Consider the following 24,643-nt stretch of genomic DNA (forward strand, 5'->3'; position numbering starts at 1 on the left):
GGCTATTACAATGAAAAATTCATTTGAACAAGACAGAGTAAATCTTCGGCCAAAGAAGTTTCTAATGTGGTTGTTTATAATCACATCATTCATGTTGTTTGCTGCCTTAACCAGTGGCTTTATCGTTTATACTGCTGGCGACCCTTCGAGGGGAATAAAAATGCTTCTTCCATCTGTATTTAACTACAGCTCTGTAGCAATCATTTTGAGTAGTATAACTATGCATTTAGCCTATAAGTCTGCCAAAGAACTAAAATTTAGCAGTCAGAGATTATATCTTTTATTGACGCTGGCTCTTGGAGTGATATTTTTTGTTCTTCAAGTGAGCGCATGGAAGTCATTTATAGCTTCTGGTGTTTATTTTGTAAACCCGAATGCTTCACAGTCTTTCTTGTATGTACTTACTGGAACTCACCTTCTTCATATAGTAGGAGGTTTAGCTGTTCTAATTAACGCCTACAGAGGAAGTGTTAAAAATATAGTTCAATACCGAAACTTGTTCAAGATGGAGTTAGCCTCTATTTTCTGGCATTTTCTGGATATACTATGGATTTATTTATATGTTTTCTTACTTTTGAACCAATAACGTAATATTAATGAATACTACTACTGTATCAAAATTAGACGAAGTAAAAACAGGTCCGTGGGACGGTGGTACGTCGCCTGTTAACGTAGAATATGGAAAGATAATGATGTGGTTTTTTCTACTATCAGATGCTTTTACATTCTCTGCATTTTTGATTTATTATGGAGCGCAAAGATTTAGCAAATTAACATGGCCTGATCCTGATAAAGTATTTCAATCAATCCCCGGGGTAACTGATCATGGAGCACCGTTGGTGTTTGTAGGTATCATGACCTTCATTCTTATCATGAGTTCTGTAACGATGGTATTGGCTGTGGAAGCTGGCCACCGCGGGGCTAAGAAAGAAGTGGTAGGATGGATGATCGCTACAATTATTGGTGGATTAATGTTCCTTGGTTGTCAAGCTCTAGAATGGACCCATCTACATCATGAAGGATTTTGGTGGGGATCGGTTCCGCATGCAGAAACTTTGAAAGAAATTGGTGGTGATCATGTAAGTGTACTGCAGTTTGCTAACTTATTTTTCACAATCACTGGATTTCATGGATTTCACGTTTTCAGTGGTGTTCTTATCAATATTATCATTCTTTTGATGACCCTTGGTAATGTGTTCGAAAAGCGCGGCACTTACCTGATGGTAGAGAAAGTTGGTTTATACTGGCACTTCGTAGACCTTGTTTGGGTATTCGTATTTACATTCTTTTATCTTGTTTAATCATTAATTAGAATACAAAATGGCTCACGAGCATCACTCACATACAGAAGGTCATCACGAAGAACATGCGTCGATGACTAAAGGAAAGATTTGGCAAGTGTTTTTTTACTTGCTAGGTATTACTATCGTTGAATTTGTTATCGCGTTAGTGCTTAAACCTAAGATGGGTTTAAGTGATGGAATTACTAACTTTACCTATATTGCACTAACTCTTCTTAAGGCTTATTACATTGTTGCATACTTCATGCACTTGAAGTTTGAGAAGTATGCATTCATTACCAGTATAGTAATTTCGTTAATATTTATAGTTTATTTTATAGTATTATTACTTACAGAAGGTTCTTACCTTAATGTCCATATGCCTCACTAGTGAATGGCTAATAATAGATCTTCTATAAAAAAAATATTAATCCTGGTATCCATACTTGCGGTACCAGGATTTTTATATTTTCTACTTCAGGAAAAGGGCAAAAACAGATATAGACCTCTAAGCTTTTTTGGCCCCAAACATGTAGCCTCTACGTTTCATACAAGGAGGGGTGTCAAGATCCCGGACACGGTTTATCATACGATTAGTGATTTCAAGCTTATTGATCAGCAGGGTGACAGTATTGGACTTCCTGCAGACACAGCTCAAATCACTGTTGTTAATTTCTTCTTCAGCCGTTGTCAAACGGTTTGTCCTGTCGTAAATCTACAGCTTAAGCGGGTTGTTGATGAATATAGAAATAATCCACTAATTAAGTTTTATTCTATTAGTGTGGATCCGGAGTATGATAATCCTTCTGTTCTGGCAAAGTACGCGTTAAACCAAGGCGCCTCAGTTGGTAAATGGATGTTTTTAACGGGAGATAAAGCAATGATACACCAACTTGCCAGGAAAGACTTTCTGGTAGATGTTCTTGATACCGGAAAGCCGGTTAATATTAATCATAGTTCTATGCTGATTTTGGTTGATCCAAAAAAGCGCATCAGGGGGTATTATGATGGTACCAATAAAGAGCAGGTGGACAAACTCTTAGATGAGATCAAAGTTCAAATTGCTGAAGAACTTAGAAAAGTAGCATATCAATAATCCACTTAATAGTATGAATGATAAATCAGTGTTACGAATCGTAACAGGCATTTCTATATTTGTTTTTCTTGTTGTGTTGGTTCTTCAGGCTAAGGTATTAACTATTTTTCCTCAGGGACAGGAGTTTCCTTCCTGGGTATACTTTCTTCCAAAGTTAAATGCCATCTTAAATGGTACCTGTAGTGTTTTACTTATCATTTCATTGCTTCAAATCCGCCAGAGAAATATCAGGGCCCATAAAATCCTTAACGTTATAACATTCGTACTTTCCTCATTATTCCTGGTTTCCTATATAATTTTTCATGCTACCGGAATTAAAACAACTTATGGTGGAGAAGGAGGGGTTAGATATCTTTATTATTTCATATTAATAACACACATTATACTTGCTGCAGTTGTTCTTCCGTTAGTATTACTGAGCTTTTATAGTGGCTTACTAATGAATGTAGAGCGTCATCGTAAATTGGTGCGCTGGAGTTTTCCTATCTGGCTTTACGTTACTGTAACCGGGGTAATTGTGTACATTATGATATCTCCATACTATAGCTTTTAATAGATCTTGAAATGAAAGTTGTGAAATTGTTTGTAGTTGTTCTTGTTTTCCTTTCAACATTGGCAATAGTACCAGATGCATACTCTCAGTGTGCTATGTGTACAATGAATGCAGAAAATTCTGTCCAGCATGGTAACACACAGGGTAAGGGACTCAATAATGGTATCTTATATCTTTTAGCTGCACCCTACCTGGCTGTAGCAGCTGTTGGGTTTTTATGGTATAAAAAATACCGGCGTAAGAATGTGAACATCCATATCAGGGACGAGAAAATAAATCTTAACTGAAGGAGATGGCAACATCTAAGTTTGAAGCAGTTGCTCAGGCCAAGTGTCCGAAATGCAGGAGGGGAAAGATTTTCTTGGGACCTGTCTATTCTTTTCGGGGACAAAAGATGAATGAACATTGTCCCAACTGCGGAATGAAGTATGAGGTTGAGCCAGGTTATTTCTATGCGGCTATGTATGTGAGTTATGCTTTAAATGTAGCAGAGATCGTTTCAACAGCAATACTTACTTACTATTTTAGTGGCAATAGCGAGAATCCTATGCTTTACATCGGAACCATTTTTACTGTCATTTTTTTATTTGCTCCTTTCAATTATCGGTATTCAAGAGTTATTTTGCTACATTGGCTTTCGCCTAAAGTAAAGTACAATTCAGAATACGATAAGTAAATGATCTTACCTGCGACACTAGATTTCCTGGAAAAACTAAGAGAGAATAACAACCGCGAATGGTTTAAACAGAACAAACAACTTTATGAGGAATCTCATAGGAACGTTTACCAGTTTTCAGCGGAAATTATTAAATCTCTTTCCCAACTTGATTCGACCATACCCGATCAGCTTGATCCTAAAGATTGTGTTATGCGGATATACAGGGATATCAGATTCAGCAAAGATAAGTCGCCTTATAAATTAAATTTCGGTATAGGTATTTCTGCGAAGGGGAAGAATTTTGACGGCCCTGGCTATTACCTGCATATAGAACCAGGGAAATGTTTTGTAGGGGGAGGTGCCTGGCATCCAACAACGGAACTCCTTAAGTCTGTCCGGCAGGAAATTGATTATAACAGTTCGGACTGGCATGAGATCATTGATTCATCAGACTTTAAGAAAACATTTAATGAACTGAGTGCAGAAGACAAGCTTCAAACAGCTCCTAAAGGTTATCCATCTGACCATCCGGATATTGAATACCTTAAACTGAAAAGTTTTATTGCTGCTCGAAATCTTAAGGATAAGGAAGTTATGTCGACCTCAGCAGCAGCGATAGTAACAGAAACTTTCGAAAAATTATATCCTCTAATTGTTTTTTTGAGAAACGCTAATGCTTAATATTGTACTATGATGAGATGGTTTTTTACAGCTTTTGTAGCTGCTGTTTGTTTAAGCTCCTGTGTGGTAATGTCCACCAAAAAATATAAATCTCTTTTAGCCGACAAAGATTCTCTTACAACCGGGTGGAATAAAGCAAATGTGAAGATTGAGAGTTTGCAAGAAGAAATTACTCGGTTAAAGGCTGACACAGCTGATTTACATGGAAGAATTTCAGAACTAGAGGCGAAGTTTTCAGGACTAGATAAAAATTACGCAACATTACGGGCAAATAGTTCTTCGGAGATCAATAAGCTAGCAGCCGACCTGCAGAAAAGGGAAGCTCGCCTGAAAGAAGTTGAAGATGTTTTAAGAAAGCGTGATGAAGCAACCAATGCGTTACGGGATAAACTTCAGAAAGCGCTACTTGGATTTCAACAGAGTGGACTTACTGTTGAGATTAGAAATGGAAAGGTTTACGTTTCGCTTTCAGATAAACTTCTATTTGATACGGGCAGCATTGTCATAGATGATAAAGGTAAACAAGCATTAACCGAGCTGGCCAAGGTTCTTAAATCTCAACCTGAGATTAATATTGCTGTTGAGGGCCATACAGACAATCAGAAGGTAGCGAACCTGGGTCAGATAAAAGACAACTGGGATTTGAGTGTTCTCAGAGCTACTTCAGTTGTGAGGTTTTTAACGGACGTGGAGAAAATTGACAGCAAAAGGTTAACGGCTACCGGAAAGGGTCAGTACCAGCCTCTGGCTTTAAGCAACTCGGCTGAAGATAGGAGTAAGAACAGACGCATCGAAATCGTTCTCTCTCCAAAGCTTGATGAGTTATATGATTTAATCAAATAAATGCAGCTATAATAGAAAAGGGCTGTAGCTTCACAGAAGCTACAGCCCTTTTCTATTAATTAATCCTGTGAATTAAAAAGGACTTACAAAGTCTTTAAAAGCGGGTAATAATTTATCTTTTTCTGATAAAATAGCCTCTTCAGGCTTGATGCCCCAGTCTATATCCAAGTCAGTGTCATTCCAAATCACACCTATTTCGGAAGCTTTATCGTAAAGGTTAGTGACCTTATAAGTGAATATCGTATTGTCTTCAAGAGTAACAAAGCCGTGTAGAAATCCCGGGGGGACCCAGAACATCCTAAAATTTTCTGCACTTAGCTCAATACTTACATGCTGGCCATAGGTTGGTGAATTTCTTCTGATATCCACAGCTACATCAATTACTTTTCCCTGAATAACCCGTACCAGTTTTCCCTGTGCGAAAGGATCTGCTTGCCCGTGTAAACCTCTTAATGTGCCTTTTTGAGAGAACGACTGGTTATCCTGAACAAATTCTGCATGGATACCCGCGTCAGCAAAGATCTTCTTGTTGTAACTCTCGTAGAAATAGCCTCGGTCATCTTTCCAAACTTTGGGCTCAATAATTACTAATCCCTCAATTGCTGTTGGTATAATATTCATTATTAGTCGATAAATTCCATTAAAGTGGAAAAGGAAACAAACTTGTTAGTGAAGTGCAGTGCCTGCTTATCCATGAGCAAAGCGAATTGATTCTGCTGAAAAGATTGGTAAGAACCGATATCATCAAGAATAAATTGCAGACAATAAGTAACACCTTCATTGGGTGAATCAAGAACTTTTAGAAGGCGATTGGAAGCAATCAGATTGCTTGACATTGCTTCGGGAATAAATATTTCTTTAATCCACGATATCCACTCATCGTTTATACTGTCATCGATGATGACAGTAATATTAAACAAAACCATGCTGCGAAGATAAAGCTAAGATCCCTGTTAACCAATAGCATCACCTCTTAAGTTTCGGAAGCGCTTACGAGCTTCCGAAGCTAATATACTTCCTGGGAAGTCGGTAATTATTTTCTGATAGCATTGTTTCGCCTTCTCCTTATCCTGTAACTGGTTTTCGTAAATATCCCCCATCATAAACCACGCGTCGTCGGCCCAAAGATCAAAGCTATGGTTAACGGTAATAAGCTGCAATTGCTTTAGGGCCTCTTGGACTTCTTGTTGTTTCAAAAATATCTTTGCTTTGGTCATCAAGATATCATCCTCGAGTGAGTTTCCCGGATACAACTTTTGAATGCTGTCTAAAACCACTAATGCCTCTTGGCTATCATTCTTAAAAGCAAGCAGGTCTGCATAAGCGAATTTCTTTAATGCATTTGTATCTGCTCCCGTTGCCGTATTTTCCTGAATTAGAAGGCTGAGGTTCAGAGCATCATTAGCTGTGAGTTGAGAGGTAGAACTTTTTAACACATCTAGCTGGGCTTTTGCCCAATTAAACTCTCCCTGGTAATAGGATAGTCTGGCTCCTTTGAACTTAGCTTCCTGCCCATTTGGTTCGTTAGGAAACTCCTTTTCTACCTGTCCATAAATGAGTGCTGCCTCCCATGGTTCATTATTTAAAACATAGACATCTCCAAGATCTAGCTTTACTAAAGCAACTAAGGCAGGAGGAAGTGCTGGCATTTTCAATGCATTTTCAAGGAGTTTTTCAGCGTCAACAAGTTTATGGAGATAAAAGGCCTGTAGGTTTGCCAACTGCCTGATTGCAAAAATAGTATTATGGGTTTTCCCAAATTCCTCGATGAGGTCCTTATAGTCTTTCTCTAACTGTAAAAGATCGTCCTGAGTAAACTTTCCACTCGTCAATAGTTGGTTCTTGCAATTAAGTAACTGGATTTTCGCGGGTATATAGTATTGCTGCTCTTTGCCTTTTGAGACAAGGTAATTTAAAGCTTCTACCGCAGGCTCATAAGCTTTGCTGGCAATAAGGTTACCTGCAAATTCGTAAACCCTTTCACCCTCCTCTTTCTGACGTTTGTCTAAAGAGATAAGCTGTTTGAGTGCCAAGCTGTACTCTTTTTGCTGATAAAATAGCCAGGCAAGAAGATCAGGGTAAATGACATTTTGAGGTTCTTTCTGCATTTTTCGCAAAAGCGCTATCCTGAGCTGATCGTAATCCTCGGAACTCTCAAGAACTGCTGAAAAAGCGTTTTTCGCCTGATTTGCCATATTTGATTCTATGTCTGGAGAACTTAAAAGGCTTAAGTATTCCTGAATAAGCATCGGCTTATTTTTCTGGTAACGGTAGAGGGAAATCAAATCATAAGAAAAGATATTCTCGTCCTTAAGCAGCTTTCGGCCTTGTAATAATGCTTTAGTAGCATAGTCGTATGCTGTAGCGCGGTAGAAGGCAATAGAGATTTCACGGATAGCATGTTCATTTGGAGGAAGATCTTTTATAATATTGTTATACCACTCGTTGGCTTTAGCTTGTTGCCCCTGTTCTTGCAACACCCGTCCCAGGTCGATTTTGAAAGAGGGATTTTCTGGCATTTCTTTCACCATCTTTTTTACCACCTTCTCGGCATCATCATACCTTTTGATCTTGATTAAAGAGTTTAAGTATTGATCGTAGTAGAGAGCCGGATTAGAGGATCTCGTAAAAAGTTTTTCATAGATTATAGCGGCCCGGTCATATTCAGCGTTCTGATAATACTGCAGAGCTAAAGCATCGTCGGCAGTTCGTTGAGCAGAAGCATTGAAATAATTGAGAACCAGCAATATTATCATTACTGAAGGAGAAAAAAACAATGTTTTTATATTAAAGGATCTCAAAATTCTCATATATGTAATAAAAGTACTATTACTTTTATTGTGAACGTAGATTTAAAGATAACGACATAAATGATGATTTATGCTTGAAAACATTACATTACTTGTATTCTAAATGTTACGTGTGACTGGTTACAAAACGAATAATTTAGTAATTCCAAATTTGAAGAATGAGGGGAAATAATTTTATGCTGCGACATTTTGGTATCTGTTTGTTGTTAATGGTGTTAGGTCTGTTCACTCATTGCAAGCAGGAGACGGTTGCTCGTAAAATTCCCCTTGAGGATTTTTTTAGAAATCCCGAAAAAACCAATTTTCAACTTTCTCCCGACGGTCAGCAGATAGCTTATTTAAAGCCCTACAAGAACAGATTGAATATATTTGTTCAGGACGTAAGGGGAAAAAATGTTAGGCAACTCACTAATTTAACCGACAGAAATGTGGGCTTTTATTGCTGGGCCAACAATTCATCATTACTCTTTTCGCCCGATAGCCGGTCTGGCGCCTTTTTGTATTCTGTAGACAAGGAAGGAAAGGCAGTAAAGGAATTATTTGCAGATGAAAAGTTAAATATTAAGCTTATTAACTGGAGGAATATTGTAAGTAATGAGTTAGTACTCGGCCTTAATAAACGGGACTCAACTGTTTTTGATGCTTATAAACTAAATTTGAGTTCTGGTGCACTCAAACTATTGGAAGTTAATCCAGGCAATATTTTCCAGTGGTTTACAGATGGAGAAGGAAATATCAGAATGGCTCTAGCCAGTGATGGAGTGAATGAAACCCTGCTTTTTCGCGAGTATTCTGATTCCCCATTTAAGCCAGTTGTTACTAATAATTTTAAGACGAAAATCAAGCCTGTTGCTTTTTGTGACAACGATCGAACCTGTATATATGCTATAACGAACATTAAAAGGGATAGATCTGCACTAGTGCAATTTGATTGCTCGCTAGGGAAGGAAACCAAAGAATTATATAGTCATGCGGACGTGGATGTTAACGACGCTGAATATTCTTATAAAAAAAGAAAATTGATTTCTGTGGGTTATGAAACCTGGAAAAGGGAAAGGTATTATCTAGATAACGCTGCCAGCTCAATTTACAAAGAGCTTCAAAAGCTGCTACCCAATACCGAAACTATTATTGCTGATCAGGATACGGCAGGGTCGAAGCTGGTGATAAGAACTTTTACAGACCGGACTCAAGGTGCATACTATTTATATGAGCCATCCGCCAAAAAATTAAATAAACTAACAGAGATCAATCCTTCGATTAAGGCCGAGGAGATGTGTCAAATGCAGGCCATATCATTCAGGAACCGTGAGGGAAATATAATAAGGGGATATCTTACTCTGCCTTTACGAAAGGACCCTGTAAACCTTCCTGTAATAGTTATTCCTCATGGTGGCCCCACTGATCGTAATTCCTGGGGATATAGCTCTGAGATTCAATTTTTGGCTAATCGTGGTTTTGCAGTTTTTCAACTTAATTTCCGCGGATCAGGAGGGTATGGAAAGCAATTCTGGATCTCAGGTTTTAAGAAATGGGGAACTTTGGTGCAGGATGATATCACTGATGGTGTTCAGTGGCTTATTAAAGAAGGTATTGCAGACTCAAAAAGAGTGGGCATTTATGGGGCAGGGTTTGGGGGATTCAGTGCCTTGAACGGATTAGCACGGCATCCAGATCTTTATGCTTGCGGAGCCGCTCAGTCGGGCTATATCAACTTATTCACCTATCTTAAGGCTGTACCTCCATATTATAAACCGACTCTTCAAATGTACTATGAAATGATTGGTAATCCGGAGACTGATATTGATTATTTAAGAGAAGCTTCGCCAGTTTTTCATGCAGATAAAATCAAGGCTCCAGTATTTATAGCACAGGACTCGAAAGACCCGCGGGTAAAAGTGAATGAAACTAATCAGTTTGTTAAAGAACTTCGCAAAAGGAATATTCCGGTAACCTATCTTGTAAAGGAAACCGAAAAGTATACGTTGCGTAACCCGGAAAACCGATATGAGTATTACACCAAGCTTGAGAGGTTTTTTGAGAAATACCTTTCTAATAAGTAAAAGGATATGATTATCAGGAAGTTCTCCGGGAAAAAGAACTTTGTTCTCAATGTTGTATTTCTTGTACTTATTGCCGCCTCCCTGGTAGCTGCTCTAACTATTGCCTATAATTTTACTTCTAGATATGTGTACGACGAGTTTGAGAAAAAAAAGACGGAAGTTGTAGATGAAACGATAAGACCATATAACGATTTTTTCCAGAATAAAATTCCCGAGATCTCACTTTACCAGGGATATCTGGATCCTTCTTCTGCCCTGAAGTTTTCTAAAACTGTGCTCAAGCAATTTCCTTTCGTTAGTCGTGTTATTTTTTATGATACAGAGGTTAGTAATCATAAAACGGAGTATGCCTTTAGAGTCAACAATCTTACCATTGCACCGAAGTCAATTGCCCAATTCTATAGAAAGCAGCCTGATGACTCTGTCTTATTATATAATATTAATAGTGGTGGCAGACCCATTAAATATATAAATGAGTTCAATCGCGTATCAGTTAAGCTTGCTGCTTTCCTGCAGAGTTTTGAATTAAGTAAGAGTACCTTGTCTGATGAGTCGCTTGGAACTTTCTATAATGTAACAAATAATCGTGTTACGTTTATGAATATCCCTAGGGAAGAAGAGATCAAGGCATTCAAACAGCTAATGGATGATAACCTTAAAAAATCGCCTGTTTATCAGCAGGACGTTTTATCCTTTTTGCTTGATCCAGCTAAACTTCGGATTAAAAATATTCATCCGCATTTCTATCAGAAAATTGCCATTATCCCGCTGACAGCTGATATTATCGATATTGAACCGGAACAAGTTTCCACTGAGTTTCCTTTAACCGGAGCTTTCAGTAGCTATAAGCTTCATTTTACTTCTTCCTCCGATTTCCTTTCAGATGAGATACTTCGTCGCTTTTTTCCTCTTGCTGTAGCAATTTTGATGGTTTATGGCGTGATACTGACTATTGGTTTTCTTATTTACAGGAATTTGAATATCAATAATAAGTTATTCAAGCTTCAATATGATTTTGTCAACAATTTAACTCATGAGTTTAAGACGCCCGTAAGTGTTATTAAAATCGCTGGAAATAATATCAGGAGAGCTACTCAGTTGACTGATAGAGAGCGCTTGCATTACGGGAAAATTTTGGACGAAGAGGCAGATAAATTGAACGATCTAATGAATAAGCTGTTATCGTTCACCCAGATAGAGAACCAGGCCATTAAGGTAAAGCGAGAGAATATTAATCTTGAGGTTTTTGTGCAAAATATGGTGGATACTTACAATATTAAGTATAAAGACTTTCAGATGGAGTATACTATCCGTAATGTGGAACATTTTTATACAGATCCGGTACTTCTAGGTAGTCTTTTCCAGAATTTGATGGATAATGCGTATAAGTACTCACTTCCGGGAAAAAAGGAGTTGGTTATTGATATAGCTCATGAAAAAACAGATATTGTTTTCAGATTTTCTGATAAGGGCATTGGAATTCCTAAGGATGAGATGAAGAACATCTTTAAGAAATTTTATCGTATCCAGAGTGAGTATAACCAACAGGGAAGTGTGGGTTTAGGACTTGCATTTTGTAAGGAGCTTGTGAACTTTATGGAAGGAGATATTGCAGTAAGAAGCAGATTAGGGCAGGGTTCTGAGTTCACTATAACGCTCCCATATAATTATGCAGGGTAGGTTTATTATCAATTATAAAAGGATTTAGGACAAAAATCAGGTTAATAGTCTGATTAACATTAAATAGACTCGAATGAAAAAGGAAATTAAAATAGCAATAATAGAAGATGATGACAATTTACGCTTCTTAGTAGCTCATAGATTAGAATCGGAGGGTTTTACTGTAGTGGAAGCAACCAATGGAGACGAGGGCGAGCAATTGATCTTAAGTGAGAGGCCCGATATTGTGTTGTTAGACTGGATGCTGCCTGGAAAGCAGGGCAATCAGGTATGTAAGGATGTGAGAGCGAAGGGGTTTGAAAATGTTATCATTATGATGACAGCGAAGGCTCAGGATGTTGACAAGATCGATGCTTACAGTTCAGGTGTTACTGATTATGTAACAAAGCCTTTTAACATGGATGTGCTTATCGCTCTTATTGAAAACAAAGTAAAGTTTGTGATTTTGAATGAGAAAACTGAGGCTTACAAGTTTGCCAATATGGAGCATTTTCCAAATACGCACTCCCTTGTTAAAGATGGTAAGAAAATAGAGCTGACAATTCTTGAAAACCGAATATTATTGTATTTCCTGAAGAACCAGAATAAGGTAATTCATAGGGATGAATTGATGATGGTAGTTTGGGGATATAATTCTGATGTAAATACCCGCACCTTAGATATGCATATTGTGCGCTTACGGAAAAAGATAGAAGCTAATCCGGATATGCCGCAATTGCTGCAAACTGTGAGAGGTATTGGCTACAAGTTTGTAAGCTAGTCATCCAGCTTGCTAAGCTGAGTATAAGTTCAAGAGATAATTGCTTAAGACAACTGCGACTAGTTGAAGAATCATGGTTCCATCAAGATATAGAAAATAGTAGTATTCATTTTTCTTAATATTTGATTTAAAAATTAGCCAGCCAGTAAGAATGATGGTTAAAGAGATCCCTATAAAATCAGCATCTACTGTTTTAGTGAATAAAAGCAAGAGGCTTATATAGATCAGTAATAAGAATTGACAGAACAAGTAAGCCTTTTTTTCACCTAACATTACCGGAATGGTCTTTAGGTCGTAACTTTTGTCCTGATATAAATCTCGTATATCAAAGGGAACTGTAATTGCAGCGATAAAAAGAAAACGTTTTGCGATTAGCACAATAGTATCACTTGTGCGGACGGGCATGCCTGTTTCAATTATTGGAACTAATACACAACTAAGAGACCAGATCAGAGCAATAAGGAAAAGCTTTAGTCCTGGAATATTCCGCAATCCAAACTTCTTATCGTTCATGGTGAACAGTGGAAGATTATATGCTACTGCAATTACTCCCAGGAAGAACATAAGAACCTGTGAGGCTGGAGATAGAAAAAAAGCGAGGGGAATTATAGAAATAACAGCGATAAGGGTAATCGTTGTCATGAAGCGGTAATTGGCAAATATCCATCTTACACGCCGAAACTTTGACTTCTCCGGGTGCTTAGGCTTAGACAGAAACATACTGAAATTGTATAAAGACAAGGTGGAACAGAACAGGAGTCCTAATACATACTTGTCACAAGTCGCTCGAAGTAGATGATAAGTTAAAGAAGCTTGAGCCACAGCACATAAGGCAATAAATATATTGCTGAAAAGAAGAAAATCCAGAATGTGCCTAATGTTAGTTTTGAGGTAAGATGATTGTTCGGGGTCGGGCATCTGCAAACTGTTGTTTACAAGCGGCTTAAGCACGCTTTAACTCAAATATCGTAATTTCTGGTAAAATTCCAACTCTGCCAGGATAACCAAGGAATCCATAACCCACGTTTACATAAAGTTGCTGGTTGCTTTCATGATAAAAGCCTGCCCACTCTTTATAGATATACTGCACTGGGCTCCATTGAAATTCTTCCGTCCGTACGCCGAACTGCATGCCATGAGTATGGCCGCTAAACATAGCATTGATATCAGGATAGTTAAGTACATGTGCTCGCCAATGAGTTGGATCATGCGACAGCAGCAACTTTACTTCCTTATCCTCGGTACCAGTTAAGGCTTTATTCAGGTCTGCTTTTTTGGGGAAACGAGAACCCGCTCCCCAGTTTTCCACCCCTACAATAGCTAATTCTTCTCCATCAACCTTCAAAGAAGTATTCTCGTTCATGAGAATATTCCAACCCATGTTTTTATGGGTTTGAATCAGATCGGAAAGATTTTTTTCTTTGGCAGGACTTGGGTAGGGGCCAAAATGATAGTCTCCGTAATCGTGGTTTCCCAAAACTGAATACACCCCCAATGGAGCTTTTACCTTCGCAAATATGTCCTGATAATTCCGCATTTCGGAAGCTTGTCCGTTCACCAGATCGCCGGTAAAAAAGATGAAGTCAGGTTTTTCCCCAAGCAGGGTTTCAACACCTCCAAGAACTGCTTTGTGATTGTAGAAGCTCCCTGAATGAACATCGGAGATCTGGGCTAATTTGATTCCATCAAATGCCTTTGGGAGGTTTTTAAGGTAAAGAGTCCTCCGTTTTACCTGATAATCATACGCCCCTGAAACAATACCCCAACTTAAAGTTGCAAAGGGAATAGTAGCAACAGCGAGTCCTGCTTTTAGAATAAATTCTGAACGAGAAATTTTATCGGTCGTGATCTCTGGTTCTACCGACTGTGCCTGCTCTTGCAACGCTTCATTCCGCTTTCTTTTTGAAAGGAAAAACCTTCTTATGTCATCGATGAATATAAAAGGCAGGTAACAAACTTTTGAAACAAAAGATAGGACAAAAGCAACCATAGTTACGGCCCTGAAGCTTAACCGAAGATTGAGGTAGATACTTGCAAAAACTCCTGAGATCAGGAGTAATGAATATCCCCAGTATATCCACTTAAATCGTCTGGTTTTTGTTGAGGTCTCATCTTTGCTTAATGTTAACAGAGCTTTATAGATATAGAGATCTATTAATAATAGTATTATAGTAATGAGTAGTAGAAGAGGAAGCCTGTTTGCCATCAATGTTATCCGAAATTTTCCTTGTACGAAAGATTTAAGACTAAGGTTAAGTTAATATCGTCCTTTGTCATCGTAATCCTCGTCTTCGTCATCCTCGAAGCTGGCATTGAATAAGCTGCCCAACATATCTTTAAACTCGAATCCATTGTCCAGAAGCGATTTACCTATCTGTGAAAATTCAGCCAACCCATGCAGTAAAAATTCCATTAAAAGTAAGTTTTGTGCATCACTAAGACGTGGATGAAATTTCTTTACTACATTTTTAAGCCCCGGTACAGAATGAAGGATATCGTAATATTCTTCCTCAGATAGATCGTCTGGCATGTTCAGATTATTCCCCCCTCCGAACCAATTAACTATATCAGCATAAGGATTATCTGTTTTAGACCGCTTAATTTTTTCAGGATCAGGGAAGAAACGGATCATAAGAGTTTTTATCGCCTTACCCACCAGGATGTTAGCCACTTTGGCTGGGCCTTCCTGTTCTCCCTCGTATACTAATTCAATTTTACCCGTTATGGCCGGAATTACCCCCAGGAAGTCTGCGATCCTTACAGCAGTCTTAGCTTCGCCGTTAAGCAACATACGTCTTTCTGCATGACTAATGAGGTTTTCATAAGCAGAGATGGTTAGTCGAGCCGACACCCCCGACTTCTTGTCTATGTATTCTGAATTACGAGCTTCGAATGCAATTTGTTCAATCAAGTCCTTTACTAATCCGTCCGCCTCAACAGCCGACCGCTGAGCTTCTGTTAGCTGAGCTTCCTGCTGAGTGATTTTTCTTGAAATTTCTAAGCTTTTTGGGTAATGCGTTAAAATTTGACTTTCAATTCGGTCTTTTAGAGGAGTGACGATTGATCCACGGTTCGTATAATCTTCTGGATTGGCAGTAAACACAAACTGAACATCCAGTGGTAATCTAAGCTTGAAGCCCCTGATCTGAATATCCTTCTCCTGCAAAATGTTGAATAACGCTACTTGAATTCTCGCCTGAAGATCGGGAAGTTCGTTAATAACAAAAATACTTCTATGTGCCCTTGGAATAAGCCCGAAATGTAATACGCGTTCGTCAGAATAGGTAAGTTTCAGAGTTGCTGCTTTGATGGGATCTACGTCTCCAATTAAATCTGCTACAGTAACATCAGGTGTCGCAAGCTTTTCTGTATACCTTTCAGAGCGATGCAACCAGGCAATTGGAGTGTCGTCTCCCTGTTCTTCCAATCGCTGGCGAGCAAACCAAGAGATTGGAGCAAATGGATCATCATAAAGTTCGGATCCTTGGACAAAGGGTATGTACTCATCCAATAAACTCACCATCAACCTTGCTATACGCGTTTTTGCCTGCCCCCTCAAGCCTAGTAAAAGAATATTATGTTGAGAAAGAATGGCAGTTTGTAAGTCGGGAATTACTGTATCCTCATAGCCTATGATTCCCTCAAAACCACTTTCTTTATTTTTGATCTGAGCAATAAGATTCTCTCTTAGTTCTTGCTTTATGGTTCTGGGTGTATAGCCCGATTGTTTTAATTCTCCAAAAGTTGTTATATCAAGTAAATTACTCATGCTTAATGTTGTTTATGTAGGCAATATTTAAGTTTAATAGCATTTTAGCTATTATCTATCTTACTGTCCTACGTCTATTTTTTATATAGTCTTCAAAAATATATTCACCCAAGCCTTTAAGTGAGCTGTAGAAAGCTTTGCCTCCATTTATTTCGGTAAACTTCCTTACAAATTGCTGAAGGTAGGGATCTTTGGCAATCATGAAGGTGGTGATCGGAATTTTGAGCCTTTTACATTCTGCTGCCTTATTTAAAGTTTTGTTAACGACTTTTCGATCTAGCCCGATGCTGTTTTTATAGTAGCGGTTTCCCTCCTTTAAGCAGGTTGGCTTACCGTCTGTAATCATAAAGATCTGTTTATTGTGTGTTTTTCGGCGTCTCAGTATGTCTACGGCTAACTCTAGTCCCGCGTAAGTATTAGTATGGTATGGGCCTACTTGCAGGTAGGGAAGATCCTTTAAAAGGATGGGCCAGGCGTCATTACCAAAAACCACAATATCTAATGTATCCTTAGGGTACCTAGTCCGGATAAGTTCGGCCAAAGCCATGGCTACCTTTTTGGCAGGTGTAATTCGGTCTTCTCCGTAAAGAATCATGGAGTGAGAAATATCAATCATCAGGACGGTAGATGTGAGAGTTTTGAAGTCTTTCTCCTCAACCTCAAGGTCCTTCTCAGTCATTGTAAAGTCGCCGATACCATGATTGATCTGAGCATTATGAATAGATGCGGTCATGTCAATCTGATCAAGACTGTCCCCGAACTGAAATTCCCGTCTGTCTGCATTTTTTTCCTCACCCAAACCCGACAAGTTCGTATTATGACTTCCTTTGCCCGACTTTTTTAGTTTACCGAAAATTTCTTCTAATGCCGACTTTCTAATACTCTGTTCAGTCTTCCCTGTAATCTGAAAGCCGCCAGCATTATTATTATCGTCATCTATATAACCTTTTTGCTTCAACTCATCGATAAAGTCACCTATTCCATAATCATCTTGGGTAAGGTTATATTGCTTATCAAGCTCGTTCAGCCAGGCTAAAGCTTCATTAGCATCACCGGATGTATAGTTAAGTAATTCGAGGAATAGTTTTAATAATTCGTCAAATCCTCCTTTCGGGATATCACTCGGAAGGAACTGAGAAAATGAATAACCCCGCATGTTGTGCCTTTCTATTTTGATAACTACAAACGAAATTAAAGCTTTGTTATTGGGAGGTTGTTAGGATGGTGTAAAAATAATATTATTCGAAGGGAGGAAATGGGCTGGGGAACAACTGATAGAAATAAAAACTTCCGAAATGCGTATGCATTGTTAATATGTGGAAAAAAAACAGCTAACAACTGTTTATAAACACCTTTTAATGACAATTGAAGCCCTTGCTTAATTGTAATTTTAGCCATCCGATTTAGATGCAAGCAACTACCAAAAAAAATTTGATCATTTCTGCCTGTTATGCTGGAACTGTGGTTCTGGGAATGCTTATTGGCCCCAAATTTCATAATGAAAGTTCCAATTCTAAGAACGGTACTTTTATTCCTTTTCTAGGCGGTCGTGCCGATAAGGTAGAGCATGTACTAAACATCATTCAGGAAAATTATGTCGATCCTGTTAGAGTAGATACCCTTAAAGATCTTGCTATTGCTCAAATTCTAAAAAGACTTGATCCTCATTCTTCTTATTTACCCCCTGATGAAGCGCAGCATTTTTCGGAGAATCTGGATGGTAATTACTATGGGATAGGTGTAGAATATCAGATTTTAAATGATACAGTGTTTGTAACTGCTGTCCATCCCGAGGGGCCAGCCTATAAGGCAGGAATCAGACCAGGGGATCAGGTAATCAAGGTAGCAGATAAAGTGATCGCTGGAACAGAAATAACAGCGGATCGAGTAGTTGGACTCATAAAAGGCCGAAGAGGTTCAGAGGTAAAGATCAGCTTGAAACGTGGTGCAGAGCTAAAGACCGTTGGAGTATTAAGAGATAAGATAACAATTAGCAGTCTTGATGCGGGTTATATGATGTCGGATAAAGTTGGTTACATTAAAATTAGTCGATTTGGAGCACATACAGATGAAGACTTTATATTGAAGGGGCAGCAACTAAAGAAAGCTGGTATGCAGGGATTAATTCTTGACCTGCGGGGAAACGGTGGTGGATACTTAAATGCTGCTACTGGTCTTGCCGATGAGTTTTTGCCTGACAAGAAATTGATTGTTTATACAAGGGGAGAACATGAACCTCGTACAGATTATTTTGCTACCGAAAAAGGGATATTTGAGAAAGGCAAATTAGTTGTACTGATTGACGAGAATTCTGCTTCTGCAAGTGAGATTCTGGCCGGTGCTATCCAGGACCTTGACCGCGGGACCATTATTGGAAGACGTAGTTTTGGCAAGGGCTTGGTTCAAGAGCAATTTAATTTCGGAGATGGCTCGGCATTAAACTTAACTGTTGCCAGATACTTCACCCCATCTGGAAGGTCTATCCAAAAACCATATGGAGAGGGTAGCGACAAATACTTCGAAGAAGTTACACAGCGTTTCAAAAATGGGGAGTTGGCGGGACGGCATGCGGATAGCATCACAGATAAGCATAAAACTTTTAAAACATCCGCAGGAAGGCCTATTTATGGCGGGGGAGGAATCACACCAGATGTTTTCGTTCCCATCGATACTACGGCTTATAATGATCTGTTTTTTTCATTAAGCGCAAAGGGGATCATTACGGATTTCTCCTATAAGCATTTCGGCCCCGAAAAGAGCTCTGGTTCATTAGGTGAATTTTTAAAAGAATTTGTTGTCTCAGAGAATGATCTCGGAAGGTTTCGGGCTTTTGCATTAGCAAGAAAGGTAGAGATTGATGCAAAAGAGTTTAGCCATGCAAAGCCAGCAATATCTCTGCAGATTAAAGCTTTGATGGCACGTTACTATTTTGGAGAGGAAGGGTTTTATAAGGTGAAGAACCTTAGTGACAAAACTGTAGCGAAAGCTTTGGAAGTTTTAAATAAAGCTCAAATAAATGATCGGCCATAATGACAAATCACTTATTTGAGCTTAGCCTATGGCTTATTTGTTATACCAGTATCTCTTCTGGTTGAAGCCGTATCCTGATCACCAGGGCTATTCGAAGATGTGTCTTTATTCAATTCGTTTTGAATAATATTCTCATGAGCTTTTCCGGCGTTAATGGTATCCTTGTCATCACTGTCCGGATCTGAATCCCCCCTCATATTACAAGCGGTAAATACAGTTGCTGTTAAAGCGAATGCAATAAGTGTTTTCTTCATAGTAGATTTAAGATATTCGAGCTGTTATTGCCCGTTCTGCAATAACAGCTCGGATGGTTGCTATTCTATTTCTGTCTGAAATATATTTGAATAGGAACACCACTAAAATCAAAATGTTCTCTCAATTTATTTTCAAGGAAGCGCTTGTAGGGCTCTTTGATGTATTGAGGAAGATTACAGAAGAATGCAAACATGGGCGATGCACCATTGATCTGTGTAATATACTTGATCTTTACATATTTACCTTTTAAGGAAGGGGGAGGATAAGCTTCTATAATCGGAAGCATAACATCATTCAGTTTAGAAGTAGGTATCTTCTTTAGCTTATTTTCATAAACTTTTGATGCCGCTTCAATTGCTTTAAAAATCCTTTGTTTTTCCTGAACGGATGTGAAAACAATTGGCACATCAGAAAAAGGTGCTATTTTATCCCTTATCTGATCTTCGAAGACTTTTGTAGTCTTGTGGTTCTTCTCGATCAAATCCCACTTATTTACAAGGATAACTGCTCCTTTTTTATTTTTCTCAGCTAAGTGAAAAATATTGATGTCCTGCGATTCCAGACCTTCTACTGCATCAATCATCAGGATCACCACATCAGCTTCCTCCAAAGCTTTGATGGTCCTCATTACAGAGTAGAATTCAATGTTTTCTTTAACCTTGGTTTTTTTACGAAGGCCTGCGGTGTCAATTAACATGAATTCGTGTCCAAACTGGTTGTAGTGAATATGAATGGAGTCACGTGTTGTTCCCGCGATAGGAGTAACGATGTTGCGTTCTTTCCCAACAAGAGCGTTGATTAATGAAGACTTTCCTACATTGGGACGGCCTACAATAGCATACTTTGGAAGTGTAGTCTCATCTGAATCAGCATCTTCAAAATGTTTTACAACTTCATCCAGCAGTTCTCCTGTACCTGAACCTGTCATGGATGATATTCCATATATTTCACCAAGTCCAAAGCTGTAGAATTCATGTAGATCATTAACCAACATGTTATTGTCTACTTTATTTGCAACAACAAAAACAGGCTTGTCGCTACGTCTAAGCATATCTGCTATGCTGTCATCCAGGTCAGTTATACCAGTTGTTACATCTGCCATAAACAGTATAACGCTAGCTTCTTCTATAGCGATCAATACTTGCTCGCGGATAGCAGCTTCAAAGACATCTTCAGAATTTGCTACGTAACCACCGGTATCTATAACTGTAAATTGCTTCCCTATCCATTCGGCCACCCCATAATGACGATCTCTTGTTACGCCACTGAAATCGTCCACAATCGCTTTGCGTGTTTCCGTTAAACGATTGAATAAGGTCGATTTACCTACATTTGGACGGCCTACTATTGCTACTATGTTACTCATTTTAAATTTTTGGATCAGAGTATATTAATCTTCTGATTCTGCTTTTAATTTGGGCTTTACAAAAGCCTCTGTTTCAAATATGATCAATTCTTATTCCGATTTACAAAATTGATTCACATTTAAAAAAAACGTGAAACTGAAAAATGTAAATCGTAAGTTTATTATTAATCGTCGTAACCGAATCTTTTAAGGTAATTCTTTTTACTTCTCCAGTCCGGAATAACTTTTACAAATAACTCCAGAAATACTTTCTTTTGAAGGAACTCTTCCATGTCTTTACGGGCATATGTTCCTACCCTTTTGAGCATTTCGCCTGCTTTACCAATTAGAATATTCTTTTGTGAGTCACGTTCTACTATAATCTCCGCGCTTATGCGGTTTATCGTTGCCTCTTCTTTAAATGAAGTAATGATTACCTCGGTACTATACGGAATCTCCTTTTCATAGATCTTGAAGATCTTCTCCCGTATCATCTCTGAAACGAAAAAGCGCTCATTCCTGTCTGTTAACGTGTCTTTTTCATAATAGGGCGGGTGTTCGGGAAGATGGTCGACGATAAAATCCATAACCGATTTTACATTGTATTCCTTTAAAGCGGAAACAGCAAACACTGCTTTGGGATTTAGGGTGCTTTGCCAAAATTCTACTTTAGCTGAAACTAATTCCTGGCTTGATTTATCGATTTTATTGATGATAACAGCGACCGGGGATAATGTGCTTTTTAATTTTTCAATTACGTCTGCTTCATCATGCCTTTCATTTATATCAGTAACAAGGAGGATGATATCAGCGTCAACTATGGAGTCATTCACCACTCCCATCATACTCTCCTGTAATGCATAGTGAGGTTTAATTACCCCTGGAGTGTCCGAAAAGACTATTTGATAGTCGTCTTCATTCACTATTCCTAATATCCTGTGGCGTGTGGTTTGTGCTTTCGGTGTAATTATAGACATCTTCTCACCCACCAATGCATTCATCAAAGTTGATTTACCTGCATTGGGCTTTCCAACGATACTCACAAAACCGGCTTTATGCGACATAAAAAATTTTTAAAAAAGATTTGGAGTACAAAGAAACGAAATATATCTTTGCACTCCAATTCGGGGGGTGAGTATTTAAAAAGAAAGCTTAAAAAACGAATTGTAGAGAGTGCGGGGTGGAGCAGTTGGTAGCTCGTCGGGCTCATAACCCGAAGGTCATCAGTTCGAGTCTGGTCCCCGCTACCAAAGAGTTGAAATGACACTCTGAAAATGGTCCATTCGTCTAGGGGTTAGGACGCAAGATTTTCATTCTTGAAACAGGGGTTCGATTCCCCTATGGACTACTTGAAAAGACTTCAGCGATTGAAGTCATTATTGAAAAAACAGTGCGGGGTGGAGCAGTTGGTAGCTCGTCGGGCTCATAACCCGAAGGTCATCAGTTCGAGTCTGGTCCCCGCTACCAAAAGAGTTGAGAGACACTCTAAAAATGGTCCATTCGTCTAGGGGTTAGGACGCAAGATTTTCATTCTTGAAACAGGGGTTCGATTCCCCTATGGACTACTTGAAAGGACTTCAGCGATCGAAGTCACCATTGAAAAAACAGTGCGGGGTGGAGCAGTTGGTAGCTCGTCGGGCTCATAACCCGAAGGTCATCAGTTCGAGTCTGGTCCCCGCTACCAAAAGAGTTGAAATGACACTCTGAAAATGGTCCATTCGTCTAGGGGTTAGGACGCAAGATTTTCATTCTTGAAACAGGGGTTCGATTCCCCTATGGACTACAAAAATTAAAAAGCGAAACTTTAAGTTTCGCTTTTTTTATGTCCTTATTTTTGTGCTTCGCTTTTTTATTTGAAAGATATAGCCGGACTCACCTTTATAACTTTCTTACGTTTCCATTGTTGATTCAGCATGTATTTAGTGCAGATTCTTTTACCCCTTTATAATAATTCAGGTCAGGAGTTTTCCTCCAATTATTATTCTGTTGTCAGAAAGGAACTTGTTGACAAGTTTGGAGGTATAACTACCTATACCCGTTCTCCGGCTACAGGGTTATGGAAGGAAAAGGAGGATAAAACCGTTAAAGATGATATTGTAATTTTTGAACTTATGGTTCAATCGCTTGACCGGGAATGGTGGAGTTGTTACAAATTTAAATTAGCTAAGTTGTTTGAGCAGGAAGTTATATTAGTGAGGTCATGGGAGGTATCCATTCTTTAATCAACCTTGCTTTTGCTATTAGAGAACCCCTGCTTGCAAAATTTAGTCCATTTGCTCTTTTATTATAGCCTTCAGTCCTTCGAATAGGAAGGATGAGGCGCTACCACTATCAAGTCCCGCATTAATAAAATCTTCCTCCTTGGATTCCAGTATCCTATGAAGGTCTTCCTTAGACGCTGATAATATTATTGTTTCTCCACCTGCATTGAATGAATTGGTAGTATGTGCTTCAAGGCTTAAATTTTGTATCAAATTGTTTAAACCGGGTCCGTATTTAGGTGATAATTCGATATGCATTTCTTAAAATTTTTGATGAAGAACTTCGAGTACAAGCATTTTCTAAAAAGTCTCTTATCTATTTAAGTAATAGATTTTGGAAAAAAATTAACAATAGAGAAATAAATAGTCATATTTCGGATTATTTTTCCTATTAATCCCTTTTTCTTGCATAAAACACCTGTGCTAAAAAGGGTGATTTACCCAATTGTAGCATTTACTTCTTCAATGTAATTTCAACAACAATTCATCAGCACGAAAGTTTATGGAATTTCCATCTGAAACAAGCCACGCTAAGAATGTAAGCAATTTCGGAAGTTTGCTTATAAGTATAGAGGTATTGGGGGAGTTTTATAATCCACAGAAAGAAGGGCTGAAACTTATGCATTTAAAAACTCTGCATAGGCAGGCGAAAAGTGTAATGCAAGGTGTAGCTTTATCGCTGGGAGTTTATGCTGCTGCTGTAGAATCAAGGAAAAAGGCTTGGGAGGGCATAGATGTTCTGGCTAAGCAAATATTAGATGTTTACGAAAAATCTGAAGAGGAATCCTCTCAAAAGCAGAATTTATCCTCTTTATTAAACGAAGTAAGAGGAGGTGGGGTGGCAGTCGCAGAACAGGTAGCAGTGTTACAAACTTTGAAGTTTAACGCTCTTTTATCGCGTCTTTCTTTCGAGAAACGTTTGGACAGTTTTGAGGAGCTAATTCTCCTTGTTTCAGAAAGTGCAGTAGGTGCTTCTGAAAGAGGAAAGCTTTTGATCTCATCTCTTAACGCGTTGCAGTCGAACTTCCGATCGAAAACTATAAATGTAAAGCTAGCAGAGGCTGCACTTAACACCGCAAGATATAATAGAGATGCTTTGCTTTACAGGCAGGAGAATAATCTTGTAGCAGTGGCCGAAGAAGTTAAAAATTATATAAAGAATACGCTAGGTTCATCCTTTTCTCAGTACCTGCAGATAATGGATACTACTTTTATACCTGGTTAAAGACGTTTACCTAAACCGCTTCACTAAAAAACCGCAGGTCCTTGCGGTTTTTTTATTTTTATTCCTTCAGAAAATACGCTTATTAGTCTTCTTTGATCAATTATATCGCTTGTGTTTGCGACTCCTGTGTTAGGTGAAGCGGACTGAATATAAAAATGCTCGGCCCTGATTTTTAGACGAATTTAAGTTGGATCCTATTTCTGATAGAGATTCAAGTGAAAAAAAGATTTTTCGCGTTTTTTTTTAAAAAATTAAAACAAATAACATAAATTCGTGCCGAAGATTATTGAATTTGTTATTTCAATACCAAAAGTTTAATAAAATTATTCTCAAA

Annotated in this window: 26 protein-coding genes and 6 tRNA genes; 21 read left to right on the plus strand and 11 right to left on the minus strand. The window is 38.5% G+C overall.

Going from position 1 to position 24,643, the window contains the following annotated elements; translation table 11 throughout:
• The first annotated feature begins 10 nt into the window (after positions 1 to 10).
• The 9 genes from J4N24_RS11605 to J4N24_RS11645 are packed head-to-tail and all read left to right on the plus strand — an operon-like array spanning position 11 to position 5,111.
• Positions 11 to 586, plus strand: coding sequence for a cytochrome c oxidase subunit 3 (locus J4N24_RS11605; protein WP_242691594.1), 576 nt, complete (start codon positions 11 to 13; stop codon positions 584 to 586).
• Positions 587 to 596: 10 nt separating this feature from the next.
• Positions 597 to 1,301, plus strand: a complete 705-nt coding sequence (locus J4N24_RS11610) for a cytochrome c oxidase subunit 3 (RefSeq protein WP_207533852.1) — start codon at positions 597 to 599, stop codon at positions 1,299 to 1,301.
• Positions 1,302 to 1,320: 19 nt separating this feature from the next.
• Positions 1,321 to 1,671 carry a cytochrome C oxidase subunit IV family protein gene (locus J4N24_RS11615; RefSeq protein ID WP_207533853.1) on the plus strand — a complete coding sequence of 117 codons (351 nt, stop codon included), beginning with the start codon at positions 1,321 to 1,323 and terminating at the stop codon, positions 1,669 to 1,671.
• A gap of 3 nt (positions 1,672 to 1,674) precedes the next feature.
• Positions 1,675 to 2,376 carry an SCO family protein gene (locus J4N24_RS11620; RefSeq protein WP_207533854.1) on the plus strand — a complete coding sequence of 234 codons (702 nt, stop codon included), beginning with the start codon at positions 1,675 to 1,677 and terminating at the stop codon, positions 2,374 to 2,376.
• Between the two features lie 13 nt (positions 2,377 to 2,389).
• Complete coding sequence (locus tag J4N24_RS11625) at positions 2,390 to 2,929, plus strand: DUF420 domain-containing protein (protein ID WP_207533855.1); 540 nt, start codon at positions 2,390 to 2,392, stop codon at positions 2,927 to 2,929.
• A gap of 11 nt (positions 2,930 to 2,940) precedes the next feature.
• The gene (locus J4N24_RS11630; RefSeq protein ID WP_207533856.1) at positions 2,941 to 3,216 is read left to right on the plus strand and encodes a hypothetical protein; all 276 of its coding nucleotides are present in this window, start codon (positions 2,941 to 2,943) and stop codon (positions 3,214 to 3,216) included.
• A 5-nt stretch (positions 3,217 to 3,221) separates the two neighbouring features.
• Positions 3,222 to 3,605: a DUF983 domain-containing protein gene (locus tag J4N24_RS11635; protein ID WP_207533857.1), complete on the plus strand. Its 384-nt coding sequence runs from the start codon at positions 3,222 to 3,224 to the stop codon at positions 3,603 to 3,605.
• Entirely contained in the window at positions 3,606 to 4,268 is a 663-nt protein-coding gene (locus J4N24_RS11640; protein ID WP_207533858.1) for a DUF2461 domain-containing protein, read from the plus strand. It begins immediately after the preceding gene.
• 9 nt (positions 4,269 to 4,277) lie between these two features.
• Positions 4,278 to 5,111: an OmpA/MotB family protein gene (locus J4N24_RS11645; RefSeq protein ID WP_207533859.1), complete on the plus strand. Its 834-nt coding sequence runs from the start codon at positions 4,278 to 4,280 to the stop codon at positions 5,109 to 5,111.
• Positions 5,112 to 5,183: 72 nt separating this feature from the next.
• On the opposite strand, the gene rfbC is transcribed toward J4N24_RS11645, so the two are convergent.
• The 3 genes from rfbC to J4N24_RS11660 are packed head-to-tail and all read right to left on the minus strand — an operon-like array spanning position 5,184 to position 7,921.
• Entirely contained in the window at positions 5,184 to 5,732 is a 549-nt protein-coding gene (gene rfbC, locus J4N24_RS11650; RefSeq protein ID WP_207533860.1) for a dTDP-4-dehydrorhamnose 3,5-epimerase, read from the minus strand.
• Positions 5,733 to 5,734: 2 nt separating this feature from the next.
• Positions 5,735 to 6,037, minus strand: a complete 303-nt coding sequence (locus J4N24_RS11655; protein ID WP_207533861.1) for a DUF4286 family protein — start codon at positions 6,035 to 6,037, stop codon at positions 5,735 to 5,737.
• A 27-nt stretch (positions 6,038 to 6,064) separates the two neighbouring features.
• Positions 6,065 to 7,921 carry a tetratricopeptide repeat protein gene (locus J4N24_RS11660; RefSeq protein WP_207533862.1) on the minus strand — a complete coding sequence of 619 codons (1,857 nt, stop codon included), beginning with the start codon at positions 7,919 to 7,921 and terminating at the stop codon, positions 6,065 to 6,067.
• Between the two features lie 158 nt (positions 7,922 to 8,079).
• On the opposite strand from J4N24_RS11660, the gene J4N24_RS11665 reads away from it, so the two are divergent.
• From J4N24_RS11665 to J4N24_RS11675, 3 genes are all read left to right on the plus strand, one after another.
• Positions 8,080 to 9,984: a S9 family peptidase gene (locus tag J4N24_RS11665; protein ID WP_242691595.1), complete on the plus strand. Its 1,905-nt coding sequence runs from the start codon at positions 8,080 to 8,082 to the stop codon at positions 9,982 to 9,984.
• Positions 9,985 to 9,990: 6 nt separating this feature from the next.
• A complete protein-coding gene (locus J4N24_RS11670; RefSeq protein ID WP_207533863.1) occupies positions 9,991 to 11,664 on the plus strand; it encodes a sensor histidine kinase in 1,674 nt (557 codons plus the stop codon).
• Between the two features lie 73 nt (positions 11,665 to 11,737).
• Positions 11,738 to 12,424 (plus strand): response regulator transcription factor, encoded by a 687-nt coding sequence (locus J4N24_RS11675; protein WP_207533864.1) that lies wholly within the window; start codon positions 11,738 to 11,740, stop codon positions 12,422 to 12,424.
• A 12-nt stretch (positions 12,425 to 12,436) separates the two neighbouring features.
• On the opposite strand, the gene J4N24_RS11680 is transcribed toward J4N24_RS11675, so the two are convergent.
• The 4 genes from J4N24_RS11680 to J4N24_RS11695 form a co-directional block, all read right to left on the minus strand.
• On the minus strand, positions 12,437 to 13,066 hold the full coding sequence (locus J4N24_RS11680; RefSeq protein WP_242691596.1) for a UbiA prenyltransferase family protein: 630 nt from the start codon (positions 13,064 to 13,066) through the stop codon (positions 12,437 to 12,439).
• Positions 13,067 to 13,367: 301 nt separating this feature from the next.
• Positions 13,368 to 14,630 carry a metallophosphoesterase gene (locus J4N24_RS11685; protein WP_207533866.1) on the minus strand — a complete coding sequence of 421 codons (1,263 nt, stop codon included), beginning with the start codon at positions 14,628 to 14,630 and terminating at the stop codon, positions 13,368 to 13,370.
• Positions 14,631 to 14,681: 51 nt separating this feature from the next.
• Positions 14,682 to 16,193 carry a sigma 54-interacting transcriptional regulator gene (locus tag J4N24_RS11690; RefSeq protein WP_207533867.1) on the minus strand — a complete coding sequence of 504 codons (1,512 nt, stop codon included), beginning with the start codon at positions 16,191 to 16,193 and terminating at the stop codon, positions 14,682 to 14,684.
• 55 nt (positions 16,194 to 16,248) lie between these two features.
• Entirely contained in the window at positions 16,249 to 17,349 is a 1,101-nt protein-coding gene (locus J4N24_RS11695) for a vWA domain-containing protein (protein ID WP_207533868.1), read from the minus strand.
• A 251-nt stretch (positions 17,350 to 17,600) separates the two neighbouring features.
• Between J4N24_RS11695 and J4N24_RS11700 the strand changes: the two genes are divergently transcribed.
• On the plus strand, positions 17,601 to 19,223 hold the full coding sequence (locus J4N24_RS11700; RefSeq protein ID WP_207533869.1) for a S41 family peptidase: 1,623 nt from the start codon (positions 17,601 to 17,603) through the stop codon (positions 19,221 to 19,223).
• Positions 19,224 to 19,249: 26 nt separating this feature from the next.
• Here the strand turns inward: J4N24_RS11700 and J4N24_RS11705 are convergent, their stop codons facing one another.
• The 3 genes from J4N24_RS11705 to era form a co-directional block, all read right to left on the minus strand.
• Entirely contained in the window at positions 19,250 to 19,477 is a 228-nt protein-coding gene (locus tag J4N24_RS11705) for a hypothetical protein (RefSeq protein WP_207533870.1), read from the minus strand.
• Positions 19,478 to 19,542: 65 nt separating this feature from the next.
• Positions 19,543 to 20,844, minus strand: coding sequence for a ribosome biogenesis GTPase Der (gene der / locus J4N24_RS11710; RefSeq protein WP_207533871.1), 1,302 nt, complete (start codon positions 20,842 to 20,844; stop codon positions 19,543 to 19,545).
• 164 nt (positions 20,845 to 21,008) lie between these two features.
• Positions 21,009 to 21,887: a GTPase Era gene (gene era / locus J4N24_RS11715; RefSeq protein ID WP_207533872.1), complete on the minus strand. Its 879-nt coding sequence runs from the start codon at positions 21,885 to 21,887 to the stop codon at positions 21,009 to 21,011.
• Positions 21,888 to 21,997: 110 nt separating this feature from the next.
• Between era and J4N24_RS11720 the strand changes: the two genes are divergently transcribed.
• From J4N24_RS11720 to J4N24_RS11750, 7 genes are all read left to right on the plus strand, one after another.
• Positions 21,998 to 22,073 (plus strand) — tRNA-Met (locus J4N24_RS11720).
• Positions 22,074 to 22,099: 26 nt separating this feature from the next.
• Positions 22,100 to 22,171, plus strand: a tRNA-Glu gene (locus J4N24_RS11725).
• A 43-nt stretch (positions 22,172 to 22,214) separates the two neighbouring features.
• A tRNA-Met gene (locus J4N24_RS11730) sits at positions 22,215 to 22,290 on the plus strand.
• Positions 22,291 to 22,316: 26 nt separating this feature from the next.
• Positions 22,317 to 22,388 (plus strand) — tRNA-Glu (locus J4N24_RS11735).
• A 43-nt stretch (positions 22,389 to 22,431) separates the two neighbouring features.
• Positions 22,432 to 22,507: transfer RNA gene (locus tag J4N24_RS11740), tRNA-Met, on the plus strand.
• A 27-nt stretch (positions 22,508 to 22,534) separates the two neighbouring features.
• Positions 22,535 to 22,606: transfer RNA gene (locus tag J4N24_RS11745), tRNA-Glu, on the plus strand.
• Positions 22,607 to 22,736: 130 nt separating this feature from the next.
• On the plus strand, positions 22,737 to 23,045 hold the full coding sequence (locus tag J4N24_RS11750; RefSeq protein ID WP_207533873.1) for a hypothetical protein: 309 nt from the start codon (positions 22,737 to 22,739) through the stop codon (positions 23,043 to 23,045).
• Positions 23,046 to 23,087: 42 nt separating this feature from the next.
• Here the strand turns inward: J4N24_RS11750 and J4N24_RS11755 are convergent, their stop codons facing one another.
• On the minus strand, positions 23,088 to 23,342 hold the full coding sequence (locus J4N24_RS11755; RefSeq protein WP_207533874.1) for a hypothetical protein: 255 nt from the start codon (positions 23,340 to 23,342) through the stop codon (positions 23,088 to 23,090).
• Positions 23,343 to 23,586: 244 nt separating this feature from the next.
• Between J4N24_RS11755 and J4N24_RS11760 the strand changes: the two genes are divergently transcribed.
• Entirely contained in the window at positions 23,587 to 24,309 is a 723-nt protein-coding gene (locus J4N24_RS11760; protein ID WP_207533875.1) for a hypothetical protein, read from the plus strand.
• Positions 24,310 to 24,643: the final 334 nt, after the last annotated feature.

The organism is Desertivirga arenae (assembly GCF_017355785.1).
Lineage (GTDB): Bacteria > Bacteroidota > Bacteroidia > Sphingobacteriales > Sphingobacteriaceae > Desertivirga > Desertivirga arenae.